The organism is Geminicoccus harenae (assembly GCF_019800005.1).
GTDB classification, from domain to species: domain Bacteria; phylum Pseudomonadota; class Alphaproteobacteria; order Geminicoccales; family Geminicoccaceae; genus Geminicoccus; species Geminicoccus harenae.
On the sequence record NZ_JABGCL010000007.1, the window covers coordinates 32,547 to 53,211 of the forward strand.

General features: G+C 66.4%; 18 protein-coding genes and 3 tRNA genes. 1 reads left to right on the top strand and 20 read right to left on the bottom strand.

What is annotated here, in order from left to right:
* Position 1: 1 nt before the first annotated feature.
* The 20 genes from HLA95_RS07905 to HLA95_RS08000 form a co-directional block, all read right to left on the bottom strand.
* Complete coding sequence (locus tag HLA95_RS07905; protein WP_191058078.1) at positions 2–295, bottom strand: 50S ribosomal protein L23; 294 nt, start codon at positions 293–295, stop codon at positions 2–4.
* Positions 292–912, bottom strand: a complete 621-nt coding sequence (rplD, locus tag HLA95_RS07910; RefSeq protein ID WP_191058079.1) for a 50S ribosomal protein L4 — start codon at positions 910–912, stop codon at positions 292–294. Before rplD ends, HLA95_RS07905 begins: the two co-directional genes overlap by 4 nt.
* On the bottom strand, positions 912–1,601 hold the full coding sequence (gene rplC, locus HLA95_RS07915; protein ID WP_191058080.1) for a 50S ribosomal protein L3: 690 nt from the start codon (positions 1,599–1,601) through the stop codon (positions 912–914). Before rplC ends, rplD begins: the two co-directional genes overlap by 1 nt.
* Positions 1,602–1,614: 13 nt before the next feature.
* Complete coding sequence (gene rpsJ / locus HLA95_RS07920; protein ID WP_159718061.1) at positions 1,615–1,923, bottom strand: 30S ribosomal protein S10; 309 nt, start codon at positions 1,921–1,923, stop codon at positions 1,615–1,617.
* 28 nt (positions 1,924–1,951) lie between these two features.
* Positions 1,952–3,142, bottom strand: coding sequence for an elongation factor Tu (gene tuf / locus HLA95_RS07925; RefSeq protein WP_222182946.1), 1,191 nt, complete (start codon positions 3,140–3,142; stop codon positions 1,952–1,954).
* 38 nt (positions 3,143–3,180) lie between these two features.
* Positions 3,181–5,256, bottom strand: a complete 2,076-nt coding sequence (gene fusA / locus HLA95_RS07930; RefSeq protein ID WP_191058122.1) for an elongation factor G — start codon at positions 5,254–5,256, stop codon at positions 3,181–3,183.
* A 27-nt stretch (positions 5,257–5,283) separates the two neighbouring features.
* The gene (gene rpsG, locus HLA95_RS07935; protein WP_191058123.1) at positions 5,284–5,751 is read right to left on the bottom strand and encodes a 30S ribosomal protein S7; all 468 of its coding nucleotides are present in this window, start codon (positions 5,749–5,751) and stop codon (positions 5,284–5,286) included.
* A gap of 23 nt (positions 5,752–5,774) precedes the next feature.
* Entirely contained in the window at positions 5,775–6,146 is a 372-nt protein-coding gene (gene rpsL / locus HLA95_RS07940; RefSeq protein WP_027134780.1) for a 30S ribosomal protein S12, read from the bottom strand.
* 255 nt (positions 6,147–6,401) lie between these two features.
* Positions 6,402–10,589, bottom strand: a complete 4,188-nt coding sequence (gene rpoC / locus HLA95_RS07945) for a DNA-directed RNA polymerase subunit beta' (protein ID WP_191058124.1) — start codon at positions 10,587–10,589, stop codon at positions 6,402–6,404.
* 82 nt (positions 10,590–10,671) lie between these two features.
* Positions 10,672–14,763 (bottom strand): DNA-directed RNA polymerase subunit beta, encoded by a 4,092-nt coding sequence (gene rpoB, locus HLA95_RS07950; RefSeq protein ID WP_191058125.1) that lies wholly within the window; start codon positions 14,761–14,763, stop codon positions 10,672–10,674.
* Between the two features lie 174 nt (positions 14,764–14,937).
* Positions 14,938–15,318: a 50S ribosomal protein L7/L12 gene (rplL, locus tag HLA95_RS07955; protein ID WP_191058126.1), complete on the bottom strand. Its 381-nt coding sequence runs from the start codon at positions 15,316–15,318 to the stop codon at positions 14,938–14,940.
* Positions 15,319–15,404: 86 nt separating this feature from the next.
* Positions 15,405–15,914: a 50S ribosomal protein L10 gene (gene rplJ / locus HLA95_RS07960; protein ID WP_223861380.1), complete on the bottom strand. Its 510-nt coding sequence runs from the start codon at positions 15,912–15,914 to the stop codon at positions 15,405–15,407.
* Positions 15,915–16,120: 206 nt separating this feature from the next.
* Positions 16,121–16,816, bottom strand: coding sequence for a 50S ribosomal protein L1 (gene rplA / locus HLA95_RS07965; protein ID WP_191058128.1), 696 nt, complete (start codon positions 16,814–16,816; stop codon positions 16,121–16,123).
* Between the two features lie 3 nt (positions 16,817–16,819).
* Positions 16,820–17,251, bottom strand: a complete 432-nt coding sequence (gene rplK, locus HLA95_RS07970) for a 50S ribosomal protein L11 (RefSeq protein WP_191058129.1) — start codon at positions 17,249–17,251, stop codon at positions 16,820–16,822.
* 76 nt (positions 17,252–17,327) lie between these two features.
* Positions 17,328–17,858 (bottom strand): transcription termination/antitermination protein NusG, encoded by a 531-nt coding sequence (gene nusG / locus HLA95_RS07975; protein WP_191058130.1) that lies wholly within the window; start codon positions 17,856–17,858, stop codon positions 17,328–17,330.
* A complete protein-coding gene (secE, locus tag HLA95_RS07980) occupies positions 17,858–18,055 on the bottom strand; it encodes a preprotein translocase subunit SecE (RefSeq protein ID WP_159718890.1) in 198 nt (65 codons plus the stop codon). The genes nusG and secE overlap by 1 nt, the downstream gene beginning before the upstream one ends.
* 33 nt (positions 18,056–18,088) lie before the next feature.
* Positions 18,089–18,164, bottom strand: a tRNA-Trp gene (locus tag HLA95_RS07985).
* Positions 18,165–18,358: 194 nt separating this feature from the next.
* Entirely contained in the window at positions 18,359–19,549 is a 1,191-nt protein-coding gene (gene tuf, locus HLA95_RS07990) for an elongation factor Tu (RefSeq protein WP_222182946.1), read from the bottom strand.
* A 51-nt stretch (positions 19,550–19,600) separates the two neighbouring features.
* Positions 19,601–19,674 (bottom strand) — tRNA-Gly (locus HLA95_RS07995).
* A gap of 47 nt (positions 19,675–19,721) precedes the next feature.
* A tRNA-Tyr gene (locus HLA95_RS08000) sits at positions 19,722–19,807 on the bottom strand.
* A 92-nt stretch (positions 19,808–19,899) separates the two neighbouring features.
* Between HLA95_RS08000 and rlmB the strand changes: the two genes are divergently transcribed.
* Entirely contained in the window at positions 19,900–20,643 is a 744-nt protein-coding gene (gene rlmB / locus HLA95_RS08005) for a 23S rRNA (guanosine(2251)-2'-O)-methyltransferase RlmB (protein WP_191061721.1), read from the top strand.
* The last annotated feature ends 22 nt before the right edge of the window (positions 20,644–20,665 follow it).

Genomic DNA, 20,665 nt, shown 5'->3' on the forward strand with positions numbered 1-20,665 from the left:
CTCAGATCCCCGTCGTCACGTCGATGGTCTGGCCGGCTTCCAGCGTCACGATCGCCTTCTTGACGTCGCTGCGCCGGTACGCCTTGCCCTTGAAGCGCTTCGTCTTGCCCTTGGTCACCATGGTGTTCACCGCGGTGACCTTGACGTTGAAGAGCTTCTCCACCGCCTGCCTGATCTCCGGCTTCGCCGCATCGCCACGCACCTTGAAGGTGACCTGGTTCAGCTCGGAGATCCGGGTCGACTTTTCCGTGACCACCGGGGCCAGGATGATGTCGTAGATCCGCTCCTGGTTCATGCCAGGCGCTCCTGAAGTTCCTGGGCCGCTTCCTTGCTGATCACCAGCTGGTCGCTGCGCAGGATGTCGTAGACGTTCGCACCGACCGAGGGGAGCACGTCCACCTGGGTCAGGTTCCGCGAGGCCAGCGCGAAGTTGGCCTGCAGCTCGGCCGGGCCGACGAACAGGACCTTGTCCAGGCCGAGCTTGCCGAGCCGGGCGACCAGCTCCTTGGTGCGCGGCTGGTCGAGCTCGAGCTTGTCGACCACGATCAGCTTGCCGCTCTTGGCCTTGTCGGACAGGGCCATGCGCAGGCCGAGCGCCCGGACCTTCTTGGGCAGGTCGAAGCCGTGATCACGCGGGGTGGGCCCATGTGCCCGGCCACCGGTGCGGAAGATCGGGGCGCGCTTGTTGCCGTGGCGGGCGCGACCCGTGCCCTTCTGCTTGTAGATCTTGGCCGACGAGCCACGGACCTCGCCGCGGCTCTTGACCTTGTGCGTGCCGGCCCGCCGCTTGGCGAGCTGCCACAGCACCACCCGCTGCAGGATGTCAGCGCGCGGCTCCAGACCGAACACGGCATCCGCCAGCTCGATGGTGCCGGCGTCCTCGGCCTCCAGCGTCTTGACGACGATCTGCATCACTCGGCTCCCGCGGCGGCGACCAAGCCGGCCGGATAGGGCGCATTCTTGGGCATCGCGCGCTTCACCGCATCGCGGATCCGCACCCAGGCGCCCTCGGCCCCCGGCACCGAACCCTTGACCAGGATCAGGCCACGCTCCTCGTCCACGCCGAACACTTCCAGGTTCAGCACGGTCCGCTGCTTGGCACCCATGTGCCCGGCCATCTTCTTGCCCTTGAACACCCGGCCCGGATCCTGCCGCTGGCCGGTCGAGCCGTGCGAGCGATGCGAGATCGAGACACCGTGGGTGGCGCGCAGGCCGCCGAAATTGTGCCGCTTCATGACGCCGGCGAAGCCGCGACCGATCGAGATGCCGGTCACGTCGACGAACTGGCCTTCAACGAAATGCTCCACCGAGAGGCGCGCACCCACATCCAGCACCGCGTCCTCGGAAACCCGGAACTCGGCGACGTATGCCTTGGGTTCGACCTTCGCCTTGGCGAAGTGGCCGCGCATCGGCTTCGACACATTCTTGGCGCTCTTCGGGCCGACTCCGAGCTGGATGGCGGTGTAGCCATCCTTCTCGGCAGTGCGGACCGCGACGACCTCGCAGTCCTCGACCTTCAACACGGTGACCGGCACGTGACTTCCGTCCACGCCGAACAACCGCGTCATACCCATTTTCTGGGCCAACAGCCCCGTACGCATGATTTTCTTAGCCTTAGAGCTTGATCTCGACGTCCACACCAGAGGCCAGGTCGAGCTTCATCAGCGCGTCCACGGTCTGCGGAGTGGGGTCGACGATGTCCAGAAGGCGCTTGTGCGTCCGGATCTCGAACTGCTCGCGGCTCTTCTTGTCGATGTGCGGCGAACGCAGCACCGTAAACTTCTCGATTCGATTGGGCAGCGGGATCGGGCCGCGCACGCGCGCCCCGGTCCGCTTGGCCGTGCCAACGATTTCCCGCACCGACTGATCGAGCACGCGGTGATCGAAAGCCTTGAGCCGAATTCTGATATTCTGCGCGTCCATGGTCGGACGATCCCCGCGTGTCTTCAGATCACTGGATGATGTTGGCGACGACGCCGGCACCGACGGTGCGGCCGCCCTCGCGGATGGCAAAGCGCAGGCCCTGCTCCATGGCGATGGGGGCAATCAGCGTCACCACCATGGTCACGTTGTCGCCCGGCATCACCATCTCGGTACCCGCCGGCAGCTCCACCGAGCCGGTCACGTCCGTGGTCCTAAAGTAGAACTGCGGCCGGTAGTTGCCGAAGAACGGCGTGTGCCGCCCACCCTCTTCCTTGGTGAGCACATAGGTCTCGGCCGTGAACTTGGTGTGCGGCGTGATCGAGCCGGGCTTGCACAGCACCTGGCCGCGCTCGACGTCGTCACGCTTGGTGCCGCGCAGCAAGACGCCCACATTGTCGCCCGCCTCGCCGCGGTCCAGCAGCTTGCGGAACATCTCCACGCCCGTGCAGGTCGTCTTGGTCGTGGGCTTGATGCCGACGATCTCGACTTCCTCGCCGACCTTGATCACGCCGCGCTCGACCCGGCCCGTCACCACCGTGCCGCGGCCCGAGATCGAGAACACGTCCTCGATCGGCATCAGGAACGGCTTGTCCACCGCCCGCTCCGGCTGCGGGATGTAGCTGTCCACCGCTTCCATCAGCTCGACGATCTTGGCCCGGCCGATCTCGTCGTCCTTGCCGTCGAGTGCCGCCAGCGCCGAGCCCTTGATGATCGGGATGTCGTCGCCCGGGAAGTTGTACTTGGAGAGCAGCTCACGCACCTCGAGCTCGACCAGCTCGAGCAGCTCCGGGTCGTCGACCATGTCGACCTTGTTCAAGAACACCACCAGCGCCGGCACGCCCACCTGGCGGGCCAGCAGGATGTGCTCGCGGGTCTGCGGCATCGGGCCGTCGGCCGCCGAGACCACCAGGATCGCGCCGTCCATCTGCGCCGCACCGGTGATCATGTTCTTCACGTAGTCGGCGTGGCCCGGGCAATCCACGTGCGCGTAATGGCGCTTCGCCGTCTCGTACTCGACATGCGACGTGTTGATCGTGATCCCGCGCGCCTTCTCCTCCGGCGCCTTGTCGATCTGGTCATACGCCGTGAACGCCGCACCACCCGCTTCCGCCAGGATCTTCGTGATCGCGGCCGTCAGCGTGGTCTTGCCATGATCCACGTGACCAATCGTGCCAATGTTCGCATGCGGCTTCGTCCGCTTGAACGTCTCTTTGGCCATCGTCTGTGCCCCTCGTCAGTCCTCTAACCTGAGACGTCTCAGGCGTACTTGGCGCGAATTTCGTCAGCGACCATCTGCGGCACCGGCGCATAATGGTCGAAGTGCATGGTGAACTGCGCACGACCCTGCGACAGGGACCGCAGCGAGTTCACATAGCCGAACATGGAGGCCAGCGGCACCATCGCCTTGATGACCTGCGCGTTGCCGCGCGGCTCCATGCCGGTGATCTGACCACGGCGGCTGTTCAGGTCGCCGATGATGTCACCCATGTACTCGTCGGGCGTCACCGCCTCGACGCGCATGATCGGCTCCAGGAGCTGCGGACCGGCCTTGGCCGCCCCTTCCCGGAAGGCCGCACGCGACGCGATCTCGAAGGCCAGCGCCGAGGAGTCGACCTCGTGGTAGGCGCCGTCGATCAGCTCCACCTTGACGTCGGTCATCGGGAAGCCGGCGATCACGCCGCTGTCCATGCAGCTCTCGAGGCCCTTCTGGACGCCCGGGATGTACTCCTTCGGCACCGCACCGCCGACGATCTTGCTCTCGAACTCGAAGCCCTTGCCCTTCTCGTTCGGCGTGATCACCAGCTTCACCCGCGCGAACTGGCCGGTACCACCGGTCTGCTTCTTGTGGGTGTAGTCGACGTTCGCCGGCTTGGTCAGGGTCTCGCGGTACGCCACCTGCGGGGCGCCCACGTTGGCCTCGACCTTGAACTCGCGCCGCATCCGGTCGACCAGGATCTCCAGATGGAGCTCGCCCATGCCCTTGATGAGGGTCTGGCCGGACTCCTGGTCGGTGGAGACGCGGAAGGACGGGTCCTCCTGGGCGAGCTTGCTCAGCGCCAGGCCCATCTTCTCCTGGTCGGCCTTCGACTTCGGCTCGACCGCGACCTCGATGACCGGCTCCGGGAACTCCATCCGCTCCAGGATGATCGGCTTGTCCGCGTCGGACAGCGTGTCACCCGTGGTGGTGTTCTTGAGCCCGACCAGCGCCACGATGTCGCCGGTCAGCGCTTCCTTCAGCTCCTCGCGGCTGTTGGCATGCATCAGGAGGATGCGGCCAATGCGCTCGCGCGAGCCCTTCACGGTGTTCTGGAGGTACGAACCGCTCTCCAGGCGACCGGAATAGATGCGCACGAAGGTCAGGGTGCCGACGAACGGATCGGTCATGATCTTGAACGCCAGCGCCGAGAAGGGCGCGGTGTCGTCGATCTTCCGGCTCGCCTCGGTCTCGGTCTTGGGATCGATGCCGGTGATCTGCGGCACGTCGAGCGGCGACGGCAGGAAGTCGACCACCGCGTCCAGCAGCGGCTGCACACCCTTGTTCTTGAAGGACGAGCCGCACAGCACCGGGACGAAGTGGAAGCCGGTGACGCCCTTGCGCAGGCAGCGCTTCAGCGTCTCCTCGTCGGGCTCGTCGCCGTTGAAATAGGCCTCGAGCGCCGCGTCATCCATCTCCACGGCGGCCTCGACCAGCGCCTGCCGGTACTCGGTGGCGCGATCCTTCAGCTCGGCCGGGATCTCTTCCAGCGTGTAGTCGGCGCCCATGGTCTCGTCGCGCCAGACCACGGCCTTCATCCGGACCAGGTCGACATTGCCGAGATACTGGGCCTCGGTGCCGATCGGCAGCGTCAGCACGACGGGCTTCGCACCCAGCCGCTCGCGGATCTGGTCGACGCACCGGTACATGTTGGCGCCGATCCGGTCCATCTTGTTGACGAAACAGATCCGCGGCACGCGGTACTTGTCGGCCTGGCGCCAGACGGTCTCGGACTGGGGCTCGACACCCGCGACCGAATCGAACACCGCCACGGCACCGTCGAGCACGCGCAGGGACCGCTCGACCTCGATGGTGAAGTCGACGTGGCCAGGCGTGTCGATGATGTTGATGCGATGATCCCGCCAGTAGCAGGTCGTCGCCGCCGACGTGATGGTGATGCCGCGTTCCTGCTCCTGCTCCATCCAGTCCATCGTCGCGGTGCCTTCATGCACCTCGCCGATCTTGTAGGACTTGCCGGTGTAGAACAGGATGCGCTCGGTGGTCGTCGTCTTGCCGGCATCGATGTGGGCCATGATGCCGATGTTACGATAACGTTCGAGCGGAATGGTGCGAGCCATGATCGTTTCCGAGCCGTTCCGGGCCGATTACCAGCGGTAGTGCGAAAACGCGCGGTTCGCTTCCGCCATGCGGAGCGTGTCCTCGCGCTTCTTGACGGCCGCCCCGCGGTTCTGGGCAGCATCCAGCAGCTCCGCCGCCAGACGATCGGTCATCGTCTTTTCGGAACGCTTCTGCGCAGTGGAGATGATCCAGCGGATCGCGAGGGCCTGGCGCCGCACGTCACGGACCTCGACCGGCACCTGGTAGGTGGCGCCGCCGACGCGGCGCGACCGCACCTCGAGAGCCGGGGCGACGTTGCCCAGCGCCTCGTGGAACATCTCGATCGGATCACCGCCGCCACGCTGCTGCAGCTTGTCCAGCGCGGCATAGACCGACGCCTCGGCCACGGACTTCTTGCCGTCCAGCATCACGGAATTGATGAACTTGGCCAGGATGACATCCCCGAACTTCGGATCGGGAAGGACCTCACGGCGCTCAGCAGCACGACGACGCATATTTCAGAAACCCTCTTGGCCGATCACTTCGGACGCTTGACGCCGTACTTCGAACGGCCCTGCTTGCGGTTCTTCACACCTTGGGCGTCGAGCACGCCACGCAGCGTGTGGTAGCGCACGCCCGGCAGGTCCTTCACGCGGCCGCCGCGGATCAGGACGACCGAGTGCTCCTGGAGGTTGTGACCCTCGCCAGGAATGTAGCTGGTCACCTCGAAGCCGTTGGTCAGGCGCACGCGGCAGACCTTCCGGAGCGCCGAGTTCGGCTTCTTCGGCGTGGTCGTGTAGACGCGGGTGCAGACGCCACGCTTCTGCGGGCAACCCTCAAGGGCCGGCACCTTGTTGCGCTTCGGCTTGCTCGTCCGGCCCGTGCGGACCAACTGGTTGATCGTCGGCATCTCGTCTTTGTCTCGCCCTGTCCGAAGTGCGCGTTCCACGAAGCAAGTCCGGCCGCCCGGCATGAGCCAGGCCGCCTTCTGGAACCGGCAGGAATGCACCCGAACAACCGACCCTGCGTCTGGCCCGTTCGGGCCACCACCAGGCTCGTGAATGAAATGGTGCGCGGCTTCTATCCGTCAGCCGCCCTGCCGTCAAGACCCTGCGCCCCCCGCGGCAGGCCGCAAGGGGCGCAGGTCTCTCATGCGGCGACGCTGTCAGGCGGCGCCGATCTCCCCGATCGCGAAGCCGCGCTCGCTGTCCAGCTCGCGCGGCGGCGCGAAGCGGCTGTCGGAGGCCAGCTCCTTGCGGAGCCGCGGCAGCACGCCACCCGTACCGGCCGGGATCAGCCGGCCGACGATGACGTTCTCCTTCAGGCCGTTCAGCCCGTCGGTCTTGCCGGCAAACGCCGCCTCGGTGAGCACGCGGGTGGTCTCCTGGAAGGAGGCCGCGGACACGAAGGACTGCGTCTGCAGGCTGGCCTTGGTGATGCCCTGCAGGACCGGGCGGCACACGGCCGGGCGCTTGTCCTCGGTCACGGTCCGCGCGTTGACCTGGTCGAACTCGACCCGGTCGACCTGCTCGCCCACCAGGAAGGTCGTGTCGCCCGGATCGGCGATCTCGACCTTCTGCAGCATCTGCCGGACGATGACCTCGACGTGCTTGTCGTTGATCTTCACGCCCTGCAGTTTGTACACGTCCTGGATTTCAGCGACCAGGAACTGGGCCAGCGCCTCCACGCCGAGCACGCGCAGGATGTCGTGCGGCACCGGGTTGCCGTCGACGATCGGGTCGCCCGGCTTGGTGACGTCGCCTTCCTGCACGCTGACCTGACGCCCCTTCGGGATCAGGTACTCGACCGGCTCCTGATCCGGGTCGACCGGGATCAGGCGCAGGCGCCGCTTGTTCTTGTAGTCCTTGCCGAACTCCACCCGGCCTTCCAGCTCGGCGATGATCGCCGGGTCCTTGGGCCGGCGCGCCTCGAACAGCTCCGCCACGCGCGGCAGACCGCCCGTGATGTCGCGGGTCTTGGACGCCTCCTTGGGCAGACGCGCCAGCACGTCGCCGGGATGGATCACGTCGCCGTTCTCGACGGACAGGATACCACCCAGCGGCATGAAGTAGCGCGCCTCGTTGCCCGACGGCAGGGTGATCGGCTTGCCGGCCTCGTCCTCCAGCACGATGGCGGGACGCAGGTTGGCCGAGCGCGAGGACTGCCGGTAGTCGACGATCTCCTTGCTCGACTTGCCGGTCGTCTCGTCGATCACGTCGCGGTAGGTGATGCCCTCGATCATGTCGTGGAACACGACCTTGCCGGCCGCCTCGGAGACCACCGGGACGGTATGGGGGTCCCACTCCGCCAGGCGCTGCTCCTTGTCGACCTTGGAGTCGGGCTCGACCAGCAGGCGCGTGCCGTTGGCCAGGCGATGGCGGACGCGCTCGCGGCCGACCTCGTCATAGATGACCAGCTCGGAGTTGCGGCCGAGCACGACCAGCCGGCCCTTGGCGTCGCGGACCAGGCGCTGGTTGGTGATCTTGACCGAGCCGGCGACCGCCGATTCGATCGAGCTCTGCTCCGCCTGGCCCTGCGCCGCACCACCGATGTGGAAGGTACGCATGGTCAGCTGCGTGCCGGGCTCGCCGATCGACTGCGCGGCGATGACACCCACCGCCTCGCCGATATTGACCTCGGTGCCGCGTGCCAGGTCGCGGCCATAGCACTTGCCGCACACCCCGCCGAAGCTGTCGCAGGTCAGCACCGAGCGGACCCGGACCGCGGACACGCCGCTGCCGTCGACCAGCCGCACCTGCGGCTCCTCGAACAGCGTGTTGCGGGTGACCAGCACCTCGCCCGACTTCGGGTCGATCACGTCCTCGGCGGAAGTCCGGCCCAGGATGCGCTCGCCCAGATCGTCGGCCACCTGGCCGGCATTGATCGAGGCTGAGAGGGTGATGAACCGCTCGGTCCCGCAATCCTCCTCGACGATGATGCAGTCCTGCGCCACGTCGACCAGGCGGCGGGTGAGGTAGCCCGAGTTCGCGGTCTTCAAGGCGGTGTCGGCCAGACCCTTGCGGGCGCCGTGCGTGGAGTTGAAGTACTCCAGCACCGACAGGCCTTCCTTGAAGTTCGAGATGATCGGGTTCTCGATGATCTCACCCGACGGCTTGGCCATGAGGCCGCGCATGCCGGCCAGCTGCTTGATCTGCGCCGCGGAGCCTCGGGCACCCGAATCGGCCATCATGAAGATGGAGTTCGGCTGCTTGAACCGGCCGTTCTCGTCCGGCACCGAGTGCACCGCGCGGATCGCCTTCATCATCTCGTCCGAGACGCGATCCGAGCACTGCTGCCAGGCGTCGACGACCTTGTTGTACTTCTCACCCTTGGTGATCAGGCCGTCGGCGTACTGCTGCTCGTACTGCTTCACCAGCTCCTGGGTCTGCGCGATCAGCCGGTGCTTGCTGTCCGGGATGACCATGTCGTCCTTGCCGAACGAGATGCCGGCGCGGGCAGCGTTGGTGAAGCCCAGCCCCATCATCCGGTCGGCGAAGATCACGGTCTCCTTCTGGCCGCAATGGCGGTAGACCTCGTCGATGACCTGGCTGACCTCCTTCTTGGTCAGCGTGCGGTTGAACAGCCGCTCGAAGCTGACCTTCGGGTTCTGCGGCAGGACTTCGTAGAGCAGCATCCGGCCAGGCGTCGTGTCGACCACCTTGGACTGCAGGCTGCCGTCCGGCTGCATCACCTCGATGCGCGCCTTGATCTTGGCGTGCATGCTGACCGCGCGCGCGGCCAGCGCGTGCTGGATCTCGGCGAGGTCGGAGAAGGCCATGCCCTCGCCCTTCTCGTTCGCGATCTCCAGCGAGAGGTAGTAGAGGCCCAGAACGATGTCCTGGGTCGGCACGATGATCGGCTTGCCGTTGGCCGGGCTCAGGATGTTGTTGGTCGACATCATGAGCACGCGAGCCTCAAGCTGGGCTTCCAGCGAGAGCGGCACGTGGACCGCCATCTGGTCGCCGTCGAAGTCCGCGTTGAAGGCGGTGCAGACCAGCGGGTGGAGCTGGATCGCCTTGCCCTCGATCAGCACCGGCTCGAACGCCTGGATGCCCAGGCGGTGCAGCGTCGGCGCCCGGTTCAGCATGACCGGATGCTCGCGGATCACCTGCTCCAGGATGTCCCAGACCTCGGGCCGCTCCTTCTCGACCATGCGCTTGGCGGCCTTGATCGTCTGCGCCATGCCGAACAGCTCGAGCTTGGCGTAGACGAACGGCTTGAACAGCTCGAGCGCCATCTTCTTGGGCAGGCCGCACTGGTGCAGCTTCAGCTCCGGACCGACGACGATCACCGAGCGGCCGGAATAGTCGACGCGCTTGCCCAGCAGGTTCTGGCGGAACCGGCCCTGCTTGCCCTTGAGCATGTCGGAGAGCGACTTCAGCGGGCGCTTGTTCGCACCCGTGATGACGCGGCCGCGCCGGCCATTGTCGAACAGCGCGTCGACCGCCTCCTGCAGCATGCGCTTCTCGTTGCGCACGATGATGTCGGGCGCCCGCAGCTCGATCAGGCGCTTCAGCCGGTTGTTCCGGTTGATGACGCGGCGATACAGGTCGTTCAGGTCCGAGGTCGCGAACCGGCCGCCATCGAGCGGGACGAGCGGGCGCAGTTCCGGCGGGATCACCGGAACGACCTCCATCACCATCCATTCCGGCTTGTTGCCGGACTCGAGGAAGACCTCGACCATCTTCAGGCGCTTGACCAGCTTCTTGCGCTTGGCCTCGGAGCTGGTCTCGGCCAGCTCGGCGCGCAGCTTGTCGCGCTCCTCGGGCAGGTCGATGCGCTTGAGCATGTCGCGCACCGCCTCGGCGCCGATGCCGACGGTGAAGCTGTCCTCGCCGAACTCGTCGCGATGGCGCAGGACCTGGTCCTCGGTCAGCAGCTCATGGAGCTTCAGCGGCGTGAGGCCCGGCTCGACCACCACGAACTGCTCGAAATAGAGCACCCGCTCCAACTCGCGCAGGGTCATGTCCAGCAGGATGCCGATGCGCGACGGCACCGACTTCAGGAACCAGATGTGGGCAACCGGCGCTGCCAGCTCGATATGCCCCATCCGCTCGCGGCGCACCTTGGACTGGATGACCTCGACGCCGCACTTCTCGCAGACGATGCCCTTGTACTTCATGCGCTTGTACTTGCCGCACAAGCACTCGTAATCCTTGATCGGCCCGAAGATCTTCGCGCAGAACAGGCCATCACGCTCCGGCTTGAAGGTCCGGTAGTTGATGGTCTCCGGCTTGCGCACCTCGCCGTAGGACCATTCCCGAATCTGGTCGGGGCTGGCGATGGAGATCCGAATCTCGTCGAACTTCTGGCCGGCCGCCGGCTGACCAAAAAGGTACATGAGATCGTTCATCTGGACCGTCTCTCGCTCATCCGCATCAGGAAAACAAAGCCCGGGCCGACGGCGCCATGCGCCATCCGCCCGGGGCCGAAGCTCAATCCTCGTTCGTGGACTGCAGCTGGACGTTGAGCGCCAGCGCCTGCAGTTCCTTGACGAGCACGTTGAAGCTCTCCGGGATACCCGCTTCGAACGTGTCCTCGCCGCGAACGATCGCTTCGTAGATCTTCGTACGACCGGAGACGTCGTCCGACTTGACCGTCAGCATCTCCTGCAACGTGTAGGAGGCGCCGTAGGCCTGGAGCGCCCAGCACTCCATCTCGCCGAAGCGCTGACCGCCGAACTGCGCCTTGCCGCCCAGCGGCTGCTGGGTGACCAGGCTGTAGGGGCCGACCGAGCGGGCGTGGATCTTGTCATCCACCAGGTGGCCGAGCTTCAGCATGTAGATGTAGCCCACCGTCACCTGCCGGTCGAACGGCTCGCCCGTGCGCCCGTCATAGAGCTGGGACTGGCCGGACGAATGGCAACCGGCATCCTCCAGCATCTTGACGATGTCGGCCTCGTGCGCCCCGTCGAACACCGGCGTGGCGATCGGCACACCTTCGCGCAGGTTCTCGCCCAGCTCCTGCAGCTCCTCGTCGGAATACTGCTGGAGCTCGTCGCTGGTCCCGTCGCCGTAGACGTGGCTCAGCCGCTCGACCAGCCGGTCGCGGCCCTGCTCCTCGTTGTAGCGATCGACCAGCTGGCCGATCTGCCGCCCGAGATTGGCGCAGGCCCAGCCCAGATGAGTCTCCAGGATCTGGCCGACATTCATGCGCGAGGGCACGCCCAGCGGGTTCAGCACGAGGTCGACGGGGGTGCCGTCCTCCAGGTGCGGCATGTCCTCGATCGGCGCGATCTTGGAAATGACGCCCTTGTTGCCGTGCCGGCCGGCCATCTTGTCGCCCGGCTGCAGCTTGCGCTTCACCGCGACGAACACCTTGACCATCTTGAGCACGCCCGGAGGCATCTCGTCGCCGCGCTGCAGCTTCTCGACCTTGCTCTCGAACCGGTCGACCAGCGCCTTCACGCCCTCGTCGAGCTGGCGCTTGAGCGCCTGGATCTCGGCCATGCGGGCAGCGTCGTCGACGCCGAAGTCCCACCACTGCCGCTTGGGGCGATCCAGGGCCATCTCGTCGATCGGCATGTTGGTCCGCGCACCCTTCGGCGCCGCGGTGGCCACCTGCCCTTCCAGCAGCTCGCGCAGGCGCGAGTAGACGTTGCGCTCCAGGATGGCGCGCTCGTCGTCCCGGTCCTTGGCCAGCCGCTCGATCTCGGCACGCTCGATCGCGATCGCGCGCTCGTCCTTCTCGACGCCGCGGCGGTTGAACACCCGCACCTCGACGACCGTGCCCTGCACGCCCGGCGGCACCTTCAAGGAGGTGTCGCGCACGTCATGGGCCTTCTCGCCGAAGATCGCCCGGAGCAGCTTCTCCTCCGGGGTCATCGGGGTCTCGCCCTTGGGCGTGACCTTGCCGACCAGGATGTCCGCGGCCTTCACCTCGGCACCGATATAGACGATGCCCGCCTCGTCGAGGTTGCGCAGCGCCTCTTCCGACACGTTCGGGATGTCGCGGGTGATCGCTTCCGGCCCGAGCTTGGTGTCGCGCGCCATCACCTCGAATTCCTCGATATGGATCGAGGTGAAGATGTCGTCGCGCACGATCCGCTCGGAGATCAGGATCGAGTCCTCGAAGTTGTAGCCGTTCCAGGGCATGAACGCGACCAGCGCGTTGTAGCCCAGGGCCAGCTCGCCCAGCTGGGTGGACGGGCCGTCGGCCACGATGTCGTTCGCGCGCACCACGTCGCCCACCTTCACCAGCGGGCGCTGGTTGATGCAGGTGTTCTGGTTGGAGCGCTGGAACTTCTTCAGCCGGTAGATGTCGACCACGCCCTCGCCGCGCGCGTTCTCGTCGGTCACGCGGATGACGATGCGCGAGCCGTCGACCTGGTCGACGATGCCGCCACGCCGGGCGACGATCGCCGCACCCGAATCACGGGCCGCGATCTCCTCCATGCCGGTGCCGACATAAGGTGCTGCGGCACGGACCAGCGGCACCGCCTGACGCTGCATGTTCGAGCCCATCAGCGCGCGGTTGGCGTCGTCGTTCTCCAGGAACGGGATCAGCGCCGCGGCGACGGAAACGAGCTGCTTGGGCGAGACGTCGATCATGTCGACGTTCTCGGGCTTGGCCAGGACGAACTCGCCGTTCTGCCGGCAGGCGATGAACTCGCCGGCCAGCGTGCCGTCCTCGTTCAGCTTGGAGTTCGCCTGCGCGATCGTGTAGCGCCCCTCCTCCATGGCGGAGAGGTAGATCACGTCGCCGACGATCCTGCCGCCCTCGACCCGGCGGTACGGGCTCTCGATGAAGCCGTACTTGTTGATCCGGGCATAGGTCGCGAGGCTGTTGATCAGGCCGATGTTCGGGCCTTCCGGCGTCTCGATCGGGCAGATCCGGCCGTAATGGGTCGGATGGACGTCGCGCACCTCGAAGCCCGCGCGCTCACGGGTGAGACCGCCCGGGCCCAGCGCCGAGAGCCGCCTTTTATGCGTGATCTCGGAGAGCGGGTTGGTCTGGTCCATGAACTGCGAGAGCTGCGAGGAGCCGAAGAACTCGCGCACCGCCGCGGCCACGGGCTTGGCGTTGATCAGGTCGTGCGGCATCGCCGCGTCGATCTCGACCGACGACATGCGCTCGCGCACCGCGCGCTCCATGCGCAGCAGGCCGATGCGGAACTGGTTCTCCATGAGCTCGCCGACCGAGCGCACCCGGCGGTTGCCGAGATGGTCGATGTCGTCGATCTCGCCGCGACCGTCCTTGATCTCGATCAGCATCTTGACCACGGCCAGGATGTCCTCCTGGCGGAGCACGCGCAGCGTGTCCTCGGTCTCCATGCCAAGGCGCATGTTCATCTTCACGCGGCCGACCGCGGACAGGTCATAGCGCTCGTTGTCGAAGAACAGGCCGTTGAACAGGGCTTCCGCGGTCTCGAGCGTCGGCGGCTCGCCCGGGCGCAGCACGCGATAGATCTCGAGCAGCGCGTCGTCGCGGTTCTGCGAGCGGTCCAGCGCCAGCGTGTTGCGCAGGTACGGACCGACCGTCATGTGGTCGATGTCGAGGATCGGCAGCTCCTCGATCCCGCCCGAGATCAGCTTCTCGATGGCGATCGCGGTGAGCTCCTCGCCGGCCTCGACGAACACCAGGCCGTTGCTCTCGTCGATCACGTCGCGGGCGACGAACTTGCCGACCAGGTCCTCGGCCGAGACGAACACCTCGGTCAGGCCCTGCTCGACCAGCTTGCGGATCAGGCGCGGGGTGAGCTTGGTGCCGGCCTCGGCGACCGTCTCGCCGGTGCTGGCGTCGATCAGATCGGTGGTCAGCTTCTGCCCGGTCATCCGCTGGCCGTTGAAGGCGGTCTTCCAGCCCCGGCCCGAGCGGTAGTACATCAGCTCGTTGTAGAAGTGGGCCAGGATCTGCTCCTGGTCCAGTCCCAGCGCGAGCAGCAGCGCCGTCACCGGCAGCTTGCGGCGGCGGTCGATGCGGACGTGCAGCAGGTCCTTGCTGTCGAACTCGAAGTCCAGCCAGGAGCCGCGATAGGGGATCACGCGGGCGGAGTAGAGATACTTGCCCGAGCTGTGGGTCTTGCCGCGGTCATGGTCGAAGAACACGCCCGGGCTGCGATGCATCTGCGAGACGATCACGCGCTCGGTGCCGTTGACCACGAACGTGCCGTTCTCGGTCATGAGCGGCATGTCGCCCATGTAGACGTCCTGCTCCTTGATGTCCCGGACGGAACGGGAGCCGGTCTCCTCGTCCACGTCCCAGACGATCAGGCGCAGGGTGACACGCAGCGGTGCGGCATAGGTCATGCCGCGCTGGTGGCACTCGTCGACGTCGTACTTGGGCTCTTCCAGCTCGTACTTGACGAAGTCCAGCGCAGCGCGATCGGCGAAGTCCTTGATCGGGAACACCGACCGGAACACTTCCTCGAGTCCGTGCAGGACCCGGTCCGCCTGGCGAACGTCGCGCTGCAGGAACGCCTCGTAGGACTGACGCTGGACCTCGATGAGGTTCGGCATCACGGCGATCTCGGGGATGCGACCGAAGCTCTTGCGGATCCGTCTGCGAGCGGTGAACGTCTGGGGCATGACGGGCCTTCGCTGATCGAAGCTGGAACGGGCTGGGGGGCGGGGGAACCTCCCAGCATATAGGAACTCAACCGGGAATTGCCACTGCGGTGGCAGTGCCGGCAGCGCCGAAAGCCGCCGGTGCGTGCACCGACGGCTCCGGACGAAAGGAAAAAGTCGCGACGCGACTGGAGATTACTTGATCTCCACGGTGGCGCCGGCGCCCTCGAGCTGAGCCTTGATCTTGGCGGCATCCTCCTTGGAGACGCCCTCCTTGACCGGCTTCGGCGCCGCCTCGACCAGATCCTTGGCCTCCTTGAGGCCCAGATTGGTGATCGCGCGGACCTCCTTGATCACGTTGATCTTCTGGGCACCGGCGCTGGCCAGGATCACGTCGAACTCGGTCTGCTCCTCGACGGGGGCAGCAGCGGCGGCAGCGCCACCGCCGGCGGCGACGGCGGCAACCGGGGCCGCGGCCGAGACGCCCCACTTCTCCTCGAGAAGCTTCGCCAGCTCGGCAGCCTCGAGAACGGTCAGGCTCGACAGGTCTTCGACGATCTGATGCAGGTTCGCCATAACGACATCCACTCCACTACACTCAAGCGCGGTCCTCATGGACCACAATGTTCACTGCAGGTCCGACAGGACCTCGGATCGAGCAGTCAGCCCTGCTCGCTCTTTGCATGAAGCAGACGGGCGAGCTGACCGCCCGGCGCCTGCAACACACCGACGAGACGCGACGCCGGCGTATTGATGATCGCGATGAGCTTCGCCCGCAGCTCGTCCAGGGACGGCAGCTCGGCGAGCGCCCTGACCTGGTCGGCCGACAGGAGCGACCCGGACAGGCCGCCGCCCACGATCTGAAGCTTCTCGTTCTTCTTGGCATACTCGACCGCCACCTTGGCGGCCGCCACCGGATCACGCGAATACGCGATCGCGGTCGGACCCTTGAAGAGCGGTTCCAGACCGGCAAAACCCGTTTCCGCAAGGGCGCGGACGGTCAGCCGGTTCTTGGTCACCCGGAAGGATGCACCCTGCTGGCGCATCTGCGCGCGCAACTGGGTGACTTCCGGAACGGTCATGCCGCGGTACTGGGTGACCACGACCACGCCGGTCTCATTGAATACAGCATTCAGGTCAGAAATGACCTGCGCTTTCTCAGCTCGAAGCACCAGAGCCTCCGATGCACTTGGTCCAGACAACCCCATAGGTCATCAAGACCGGGCTCGTTGTCTCAAAGGCGTGCGGCAAACGCACGCCGAACGGCACCGTCATCCCGACGACGGCGCTAGCGAGCCAGACAGTGCGTCTTGCTAGGCGCGGCAACATAAAGCGTCGCCCGCCGATTGCAAGAGGCCTTGTCGGCCCGATCCGCCGTTTACGCGAGGATGCCGCCGACCTCGAGCTTCACGCCCGGCCCCTGGGTGGAGCTCAGATGTGCGCGCTTGAGATAGGTGCCCTTCGCCCCGGCCGGCCGCGCCTTGGTGATCGCATCCACGATCGCCCGGACGTTGTCGACCAGCTGCTCCACCGGGAAGCTGGCCTTGCCCACGCCGGCGTGGACGATGCCCGCCTTCTCGACGCGGAACTGGACCTGGCCGCCCTTGGCGTCCTTGACCGCCTGGGTGACGTTCGGCGTCACCGTGCCGAGCTTGGGGTTCGGCATCAGGCCACGCGGACCGAGCACCCGGCCGAGCCGGCCGACCACGCCCATCATGTCCGGGGTGGCGATGCAGCGGTCGAAGTCGATGTGGCCGCCCTGGATCGCCTCGGCGAGGTCCTCGGCACCGACGATGTCCGCTCCGGCCGCCTTGGCCTCCTCGGCCTTGTCACCCCTGGCGAACACCGCGACCCGCAGGGTCTTGCCGGTGCCGTGCGGCAGGTTGACCGTGCCGCGGACCATCTGGTCGGCGTGGCGCGGGTCGACGCCCAGGTTCATCGAGATCTCGATCGTCTCGTCGAACTTGGCGGTCGCGTTGCTCTTGACCAGACCCACTGCCTCGTCGAGGCCGTAGAGCCTGGCGCGGTCGACGCTCTCGGCCGCCTTGCGCAGCCGCTTGCCCTTCGTCGCCATCGCTTACTCCGCCACCGCGATGCCCATGGACCGGGCCGAGCCGACGATCATCTTGGTCGCGGCGTCGAGGTCCTGGGCGTTGAGGTCCTTCATCTTCTTCTCGGCGATCTCGCGGCACTGGGCCATGGTCACCGAGCCGGCGTCGGCACCACGGCCCGGCGTCTTGCTCGCCGAGGTGATGTTGGCCGCCCGCTTGAGGAAGAAGGAGACCGGCGGGGTCTTGATGACGAAGGTGAAGGTACGGTCGCCGAACGCGGTGATGATCACCGGCAGCGGGGTACCGACCTCGACATTCTGCGTCTCTGCATTGAACTTCTTGCAGAAGTCCATGATGTTCAGGCCGCGCTGACCCAGAGCCGGGCCGATCGGCGGGCTCGGGTTGGCCTTGCCTGCGGGTACCTGCAGCTTGATGTACCCGGTGATTTTCTTCGCCAAACTGTCACTCCTGTAGCAGAAGCCTAGCGGTGCGAACGCCTAACCCGCACCGGGCCAGGCTCCCGCGGCGTTGCGGTCAGACCTTCTCGACCTGCCCGAACTCCAGATCGACCGGGGTCGCCCGGCCGAAGATCGAGACGGAGACCTTGAGGCGCTGCTTGGCCTCGTCGACCTCCTCGACCGTTCCGTTGAACGAGGCGAACGGCCCGTCCGCCACGCGAATCTGCTCGCCGATCATGAAGGCCACGGTGGCCTTGGGATGCTCGGTGCCTTCCTGGATCTGCTGGTGGATCCGCAGCGCCTCGGCTTCCGGGATCGACTGGGGACGGCCGCTGCCGCCCAGGAAGCCCGTGACCTTCGGGATGTTGCGCACCAGCGACCAGGTCTCGTCGTTGAGCTCCATCTTCACGAGCACGTAGCCCGGGAAGAACTTCTGCTCGGTCGGAACCTTCTTGCCGCGCCGGACCTCGATCACCTCCTGCATCGGGACCAGGATTTCCTCGAAGGCGTCGGCGAGCCCCTTCTGGGCGCTCTGCTCCTGGATCGCCTCGCGGACCTTCTTCTCGAAGCCGGAATAGACGTGGATGATGTACCACTTCTTCGACATCAGACCCCCAGGCCGAGGATCAGACGGATCGCGAACGAAATGATCTGATCGACGAGGAAGAAGAAGATCGCGGCGGCGGCCGACATCGCGAGCACGCTCGCGGTCGTGTAGAGGGTTTCCTTGCGCGACGGCCAGGTGACCCTGGCCATCTCCTGGCGCACTTCCCGCAGGAACTGCGCGGGCGACACTCTCACCATCCGTCGTCGGATCCCGTTCGAACTGCTAGATGCTGGCAGGAGCGGAGGGGCTCGAACCCCCAACCCCCGGTTTTGGAGACCGGTGCTCTACCAATTGAGCTACGCTCCTGCATCACCTCCCGCCGGAGCGGCCGCACGAGGCGGCCCAGCCGTGGCGAAGGGTACGCTCGCCGTTGCCGACCCGCGTGGGGCAGGCTCTTAGCGGCAACCTGGCGGGAGGGCAAGCGGTTGGAAGGGGTTCGGCCACAAGAACGTCACATGAGCGCCTCGTGGCCGACCTTGGCCGGATCCGATCCCTTCAGATCACTGGATGATGTTGGCGACGACGCCGGCACCGACGGTGCGGCCGCCCTCGCGGATGGCAAAGCGCAGGCCCTGCTCCATGGCGATGGGGGCAATCAGCGTCACCACCATGGTCACGTTGTCGCCCGGCATCACCATCTCGGTACCCGCCGGCAGCTCCACCGAGCCGGTCACGTCCGTGGTCCTAAAGTAGAACTGCGGCCGGTAGTTGCCGAAGAACGGCGTGTGCCGCCCACCCTCTTCCTTGGTGAGCACATAGGTCTCGGCCGTGAACTTGGTGTGCGGCGTGATCGAGCCGGGCTTGCACAGCACCTGGCCGCGCTCGACGTCGTCACGCTTGGTGCCGCGCAGCAAGACGCCCACATTGTCGCCCGCCTCGCCGCGGTCCAGCAGCTTGCGGAACATCTCCACGCCCGTGCAGGTCGTCTTGGTCGTGGGCTTGATGCCGACGATCTCGACTTCCTCGCCGACCTTGATCACGCCGCGCTCGACCCGGCCCGTCACCACCGTGCCGCGGCCCGAGATCGAGAACACGTCCTCGATCGGCATCAGGAACGGCTTGTCCACCGCCCGCTCCGGCTGCGGGATGTAGCTGTCCACCGCTTCCATCAGCTCGACGATCTTGGCCCGGCCGATCTCGTCGTCCTTGCCGTCGAGTGCCGCCAGCGCCGAGCCCTTGATGATCGGGATGTCGTCGCCCGGGAAGTTGTACTTGGAGAGCAGCTCACGCACCTCGAGCTCGACCAGCTCGAGCAGCTCCGGGTCGTCGACCATGTCGACCTTGTTCAAGAACACCACCAGCGCCGGCACGCCCACCTGGCGGGCCAGCAGGATGTGCTCGCGGGTCTGCGGCATCGGGCCGTCGGCCGCCGAGACCACCAGGATCGCGCCGTCCATCTGCGCCGCACCGGTGATCATGTTCTTCACGTAGTCGGCGTGGCCCGGGCAATCCACGTGCGCGTAATGGCGCTTCGCCGTCTCGTACTCGACATGCGACGTGTTGATCGTGATCCCGCGCGCCTTCTCCTCCGGCGCCTTGTCGATCTGGTCATACGCCGTGAACGCCGCACCACCCGCTTCCGCCAGGATCTTCGTGATCGCGGCCGTCAGCGTGGTCTTGCCATGATCCACGTGACCAATCGTGCCAATGTTCGCATGCGGCTTCGTCCGCTTGAACGTCTCTTTGGCCATGGCGGCAACTTATCCGGGGCTTTGGTGATTCGAGGTGGTGAGGCTCCGACGTGGAGCGGGCGACGGGGATCGAACCCGCACAACCAGCTTGGAAGGCTGGGACTCTACCATTGAGCTACGCCCGCGCCGCACGGAGGAAGCACTCGCACCGGAGCGAACCCCGGGGGCGGGATGGTGGAGGGGGTTGGATTTGAACCAACGTAGGCTGACGCCGGCAGATTTACAGTCTGCTGCCATTGACCACTCGGCCACCCCTCCGGTAGCCCTGCCCGCAAGCGAGAGCGGCCGGGTGGTAGACGTCCGAGCGACGCCTTGTCAATCGACTGCACCGAAAAATCGCGAGATTTCCGTTGAAGCGACGCCCAGCGGCCAAGAGCCCGACCATCCTGCTGTTCGGCCGCCACGCCGTGGCGGCCGCCCTGGCCAATCCCTTAAGGCGCGTCCGCCGCCTGCATCTCGGCGAGGCGGCCGCGCGCTCGTTCGAGATCCCGCGGGAGCGCGCGGGTCTGGAAGTGCGCAGAGCCGACGAGCGCGGCTTCGAGCTGCTGCTGGGGCGGGGTGCCGTCCATCAGGGAGTGGCGCTGGAGGTGGAGGCGCTGGCCCCGATCGATCCCGGCACCTTCCTGGACGAGAATCCGCAGGCACGCCGGATCGTGGCGGTCGACCAGGTCACCGACCCGCGTAACCTGGGCGCGATCCTGCGCTCCGCCGGAGCGTTCGGGGTGGACCTCGTCATCCTGCCCGAGCGGCATGCCGCTCCGCTGGACGGGGTCTGCGCCCGGGCGGCGGCGGGCGGGCTCGACCTCGTCCCGATCGCCCTGGTCGTGAACCTCGCGCGCAGCCTCACGGAGTTGAAGGAGCGCGGCTTCACCGTGGTGGGGCTGGCCGGCGAGGCGGAGGGCAGCCTCGATGCCGACCCGCCGGCGGAGCCCTGGGTGCTGGTGCTGGGCAGCGAGGGCGAAGGCATGCGCCGGCTGGTGCGGGAGCGCTGCGACCGGCTGGCGTCCCTGCCGATCGACCCGCGCATCGAGAGCCTGAACGTGTCGGTGGCAGCCGGCATCGCGCTCTGGGCACTGAGCCGCCCTGCCCGCTGAGATCATGCCGGCCACGCTTTTC

Excerpts from the sequence above, each read along its gene's own strand:
- rpsL (WP_027134780.1), bottom strand. The coding sequence starts at position 6,146 with ATGCCGACGATCAACCAGTTGGTCCGCACGGGCCGGACGAGCAAGCCG.
- secE (WP_159718890.1), bottom strand. The coding sequence starts at position 18,055 with ATGGTGAGAGTGTCGCCCGCGCAGTTCCTGCGGGAAGTGCGCCAGGAG.
- rplD (WP_191058079.1), bottom strand. The coding sequence starts at position 912 with ATGCAGATCGTCGTCAAGACGCTGGAGGCCGAGGACGCCGGCACCATC.
- tuf (WP_222182946.1), bottom strand. The coding sequence starts at position 3,142 with ATGGCCAAAGAGACGTTCAAGCGGACGAAGCCGCATGCGAACATTGGC.
- nusG (WP_191058130.1), bottom strand. The coding sequence starts at position 17,858 with ATGTCGAAGAAGTGGTACATCATCCACGTCTATTCCGGCTTCGAGAAG.
- rplC (WP_191058080.1), bottom strand. The coding sequence starts at position 1,601 with ATGCGTACGGGGCTGTTGGCCCAGAAAATGGGTATGACGCGGTTGTTC.
- rpoB (WP_191058125.1), bottom strand. The coding sequence starts at position 14,763 with ATGCCCCAGACGTTCACCGCTCGCAGACGGATCCGCAAGAGCTTCGGT.
- rpsG (WP_191058123.1), bottom strand. The coding sequence starts at position 5,751 with ATGCGTCGTCGTGCTGCTGAGCGCCGTGAGGTCCTTCCCGATCCGAAG.
- fusA (WP_191058122.1), bottom strand. The coding sequence starts at position 5,256 with ATGGCTCGCACCATTCCGCTCGAACGTTATCGTAACATCGGCATCATG.
- rpsJ (WP_159718061.1), bottom strand. The coding sequence starts at position 1,923 with ATGGACGCGCAGAATATCAGAATTCGGCTCAAGGCTTTCGATCACCGC.
- tuf (WP_222182946.1), bottom strand. The coding sequence starts at position 19,549 with ATGGCCAAAGAGACGTTCAAGCGGACGAAGCCGCATGCGAACATTGGC.
- rplL (WP_191058126.1), bottom strand. The coding sequence starts at position 15,318 with ATGGCGAACCTGCATCAGATCGTCGAAGACCTGTCGAGCCTGACCGTT.
- HLA95_RS07905 (WP_191058078.1), bottom strand. The coding sequence starts at position 295 with ATGAACCAGGAGCGGATCTACGACATCATCCTGGCCCCGGTGGTCACG.
- rplA (WP_191058128.1), bottom strand. The coding sequence starts at position 16,816 with ATGGCGACGAAGGGCAAGCGGCTGCGCAAGGCGGCCGAGAGCGTCGAC.
- rpoC (WP_191058124.1), bottom strand. The coding sequence starts at position 10,589 with ATGAACGATCTCATGTACCTTTTTGGTCAGCCGGCGGCCGGCCAGAAG.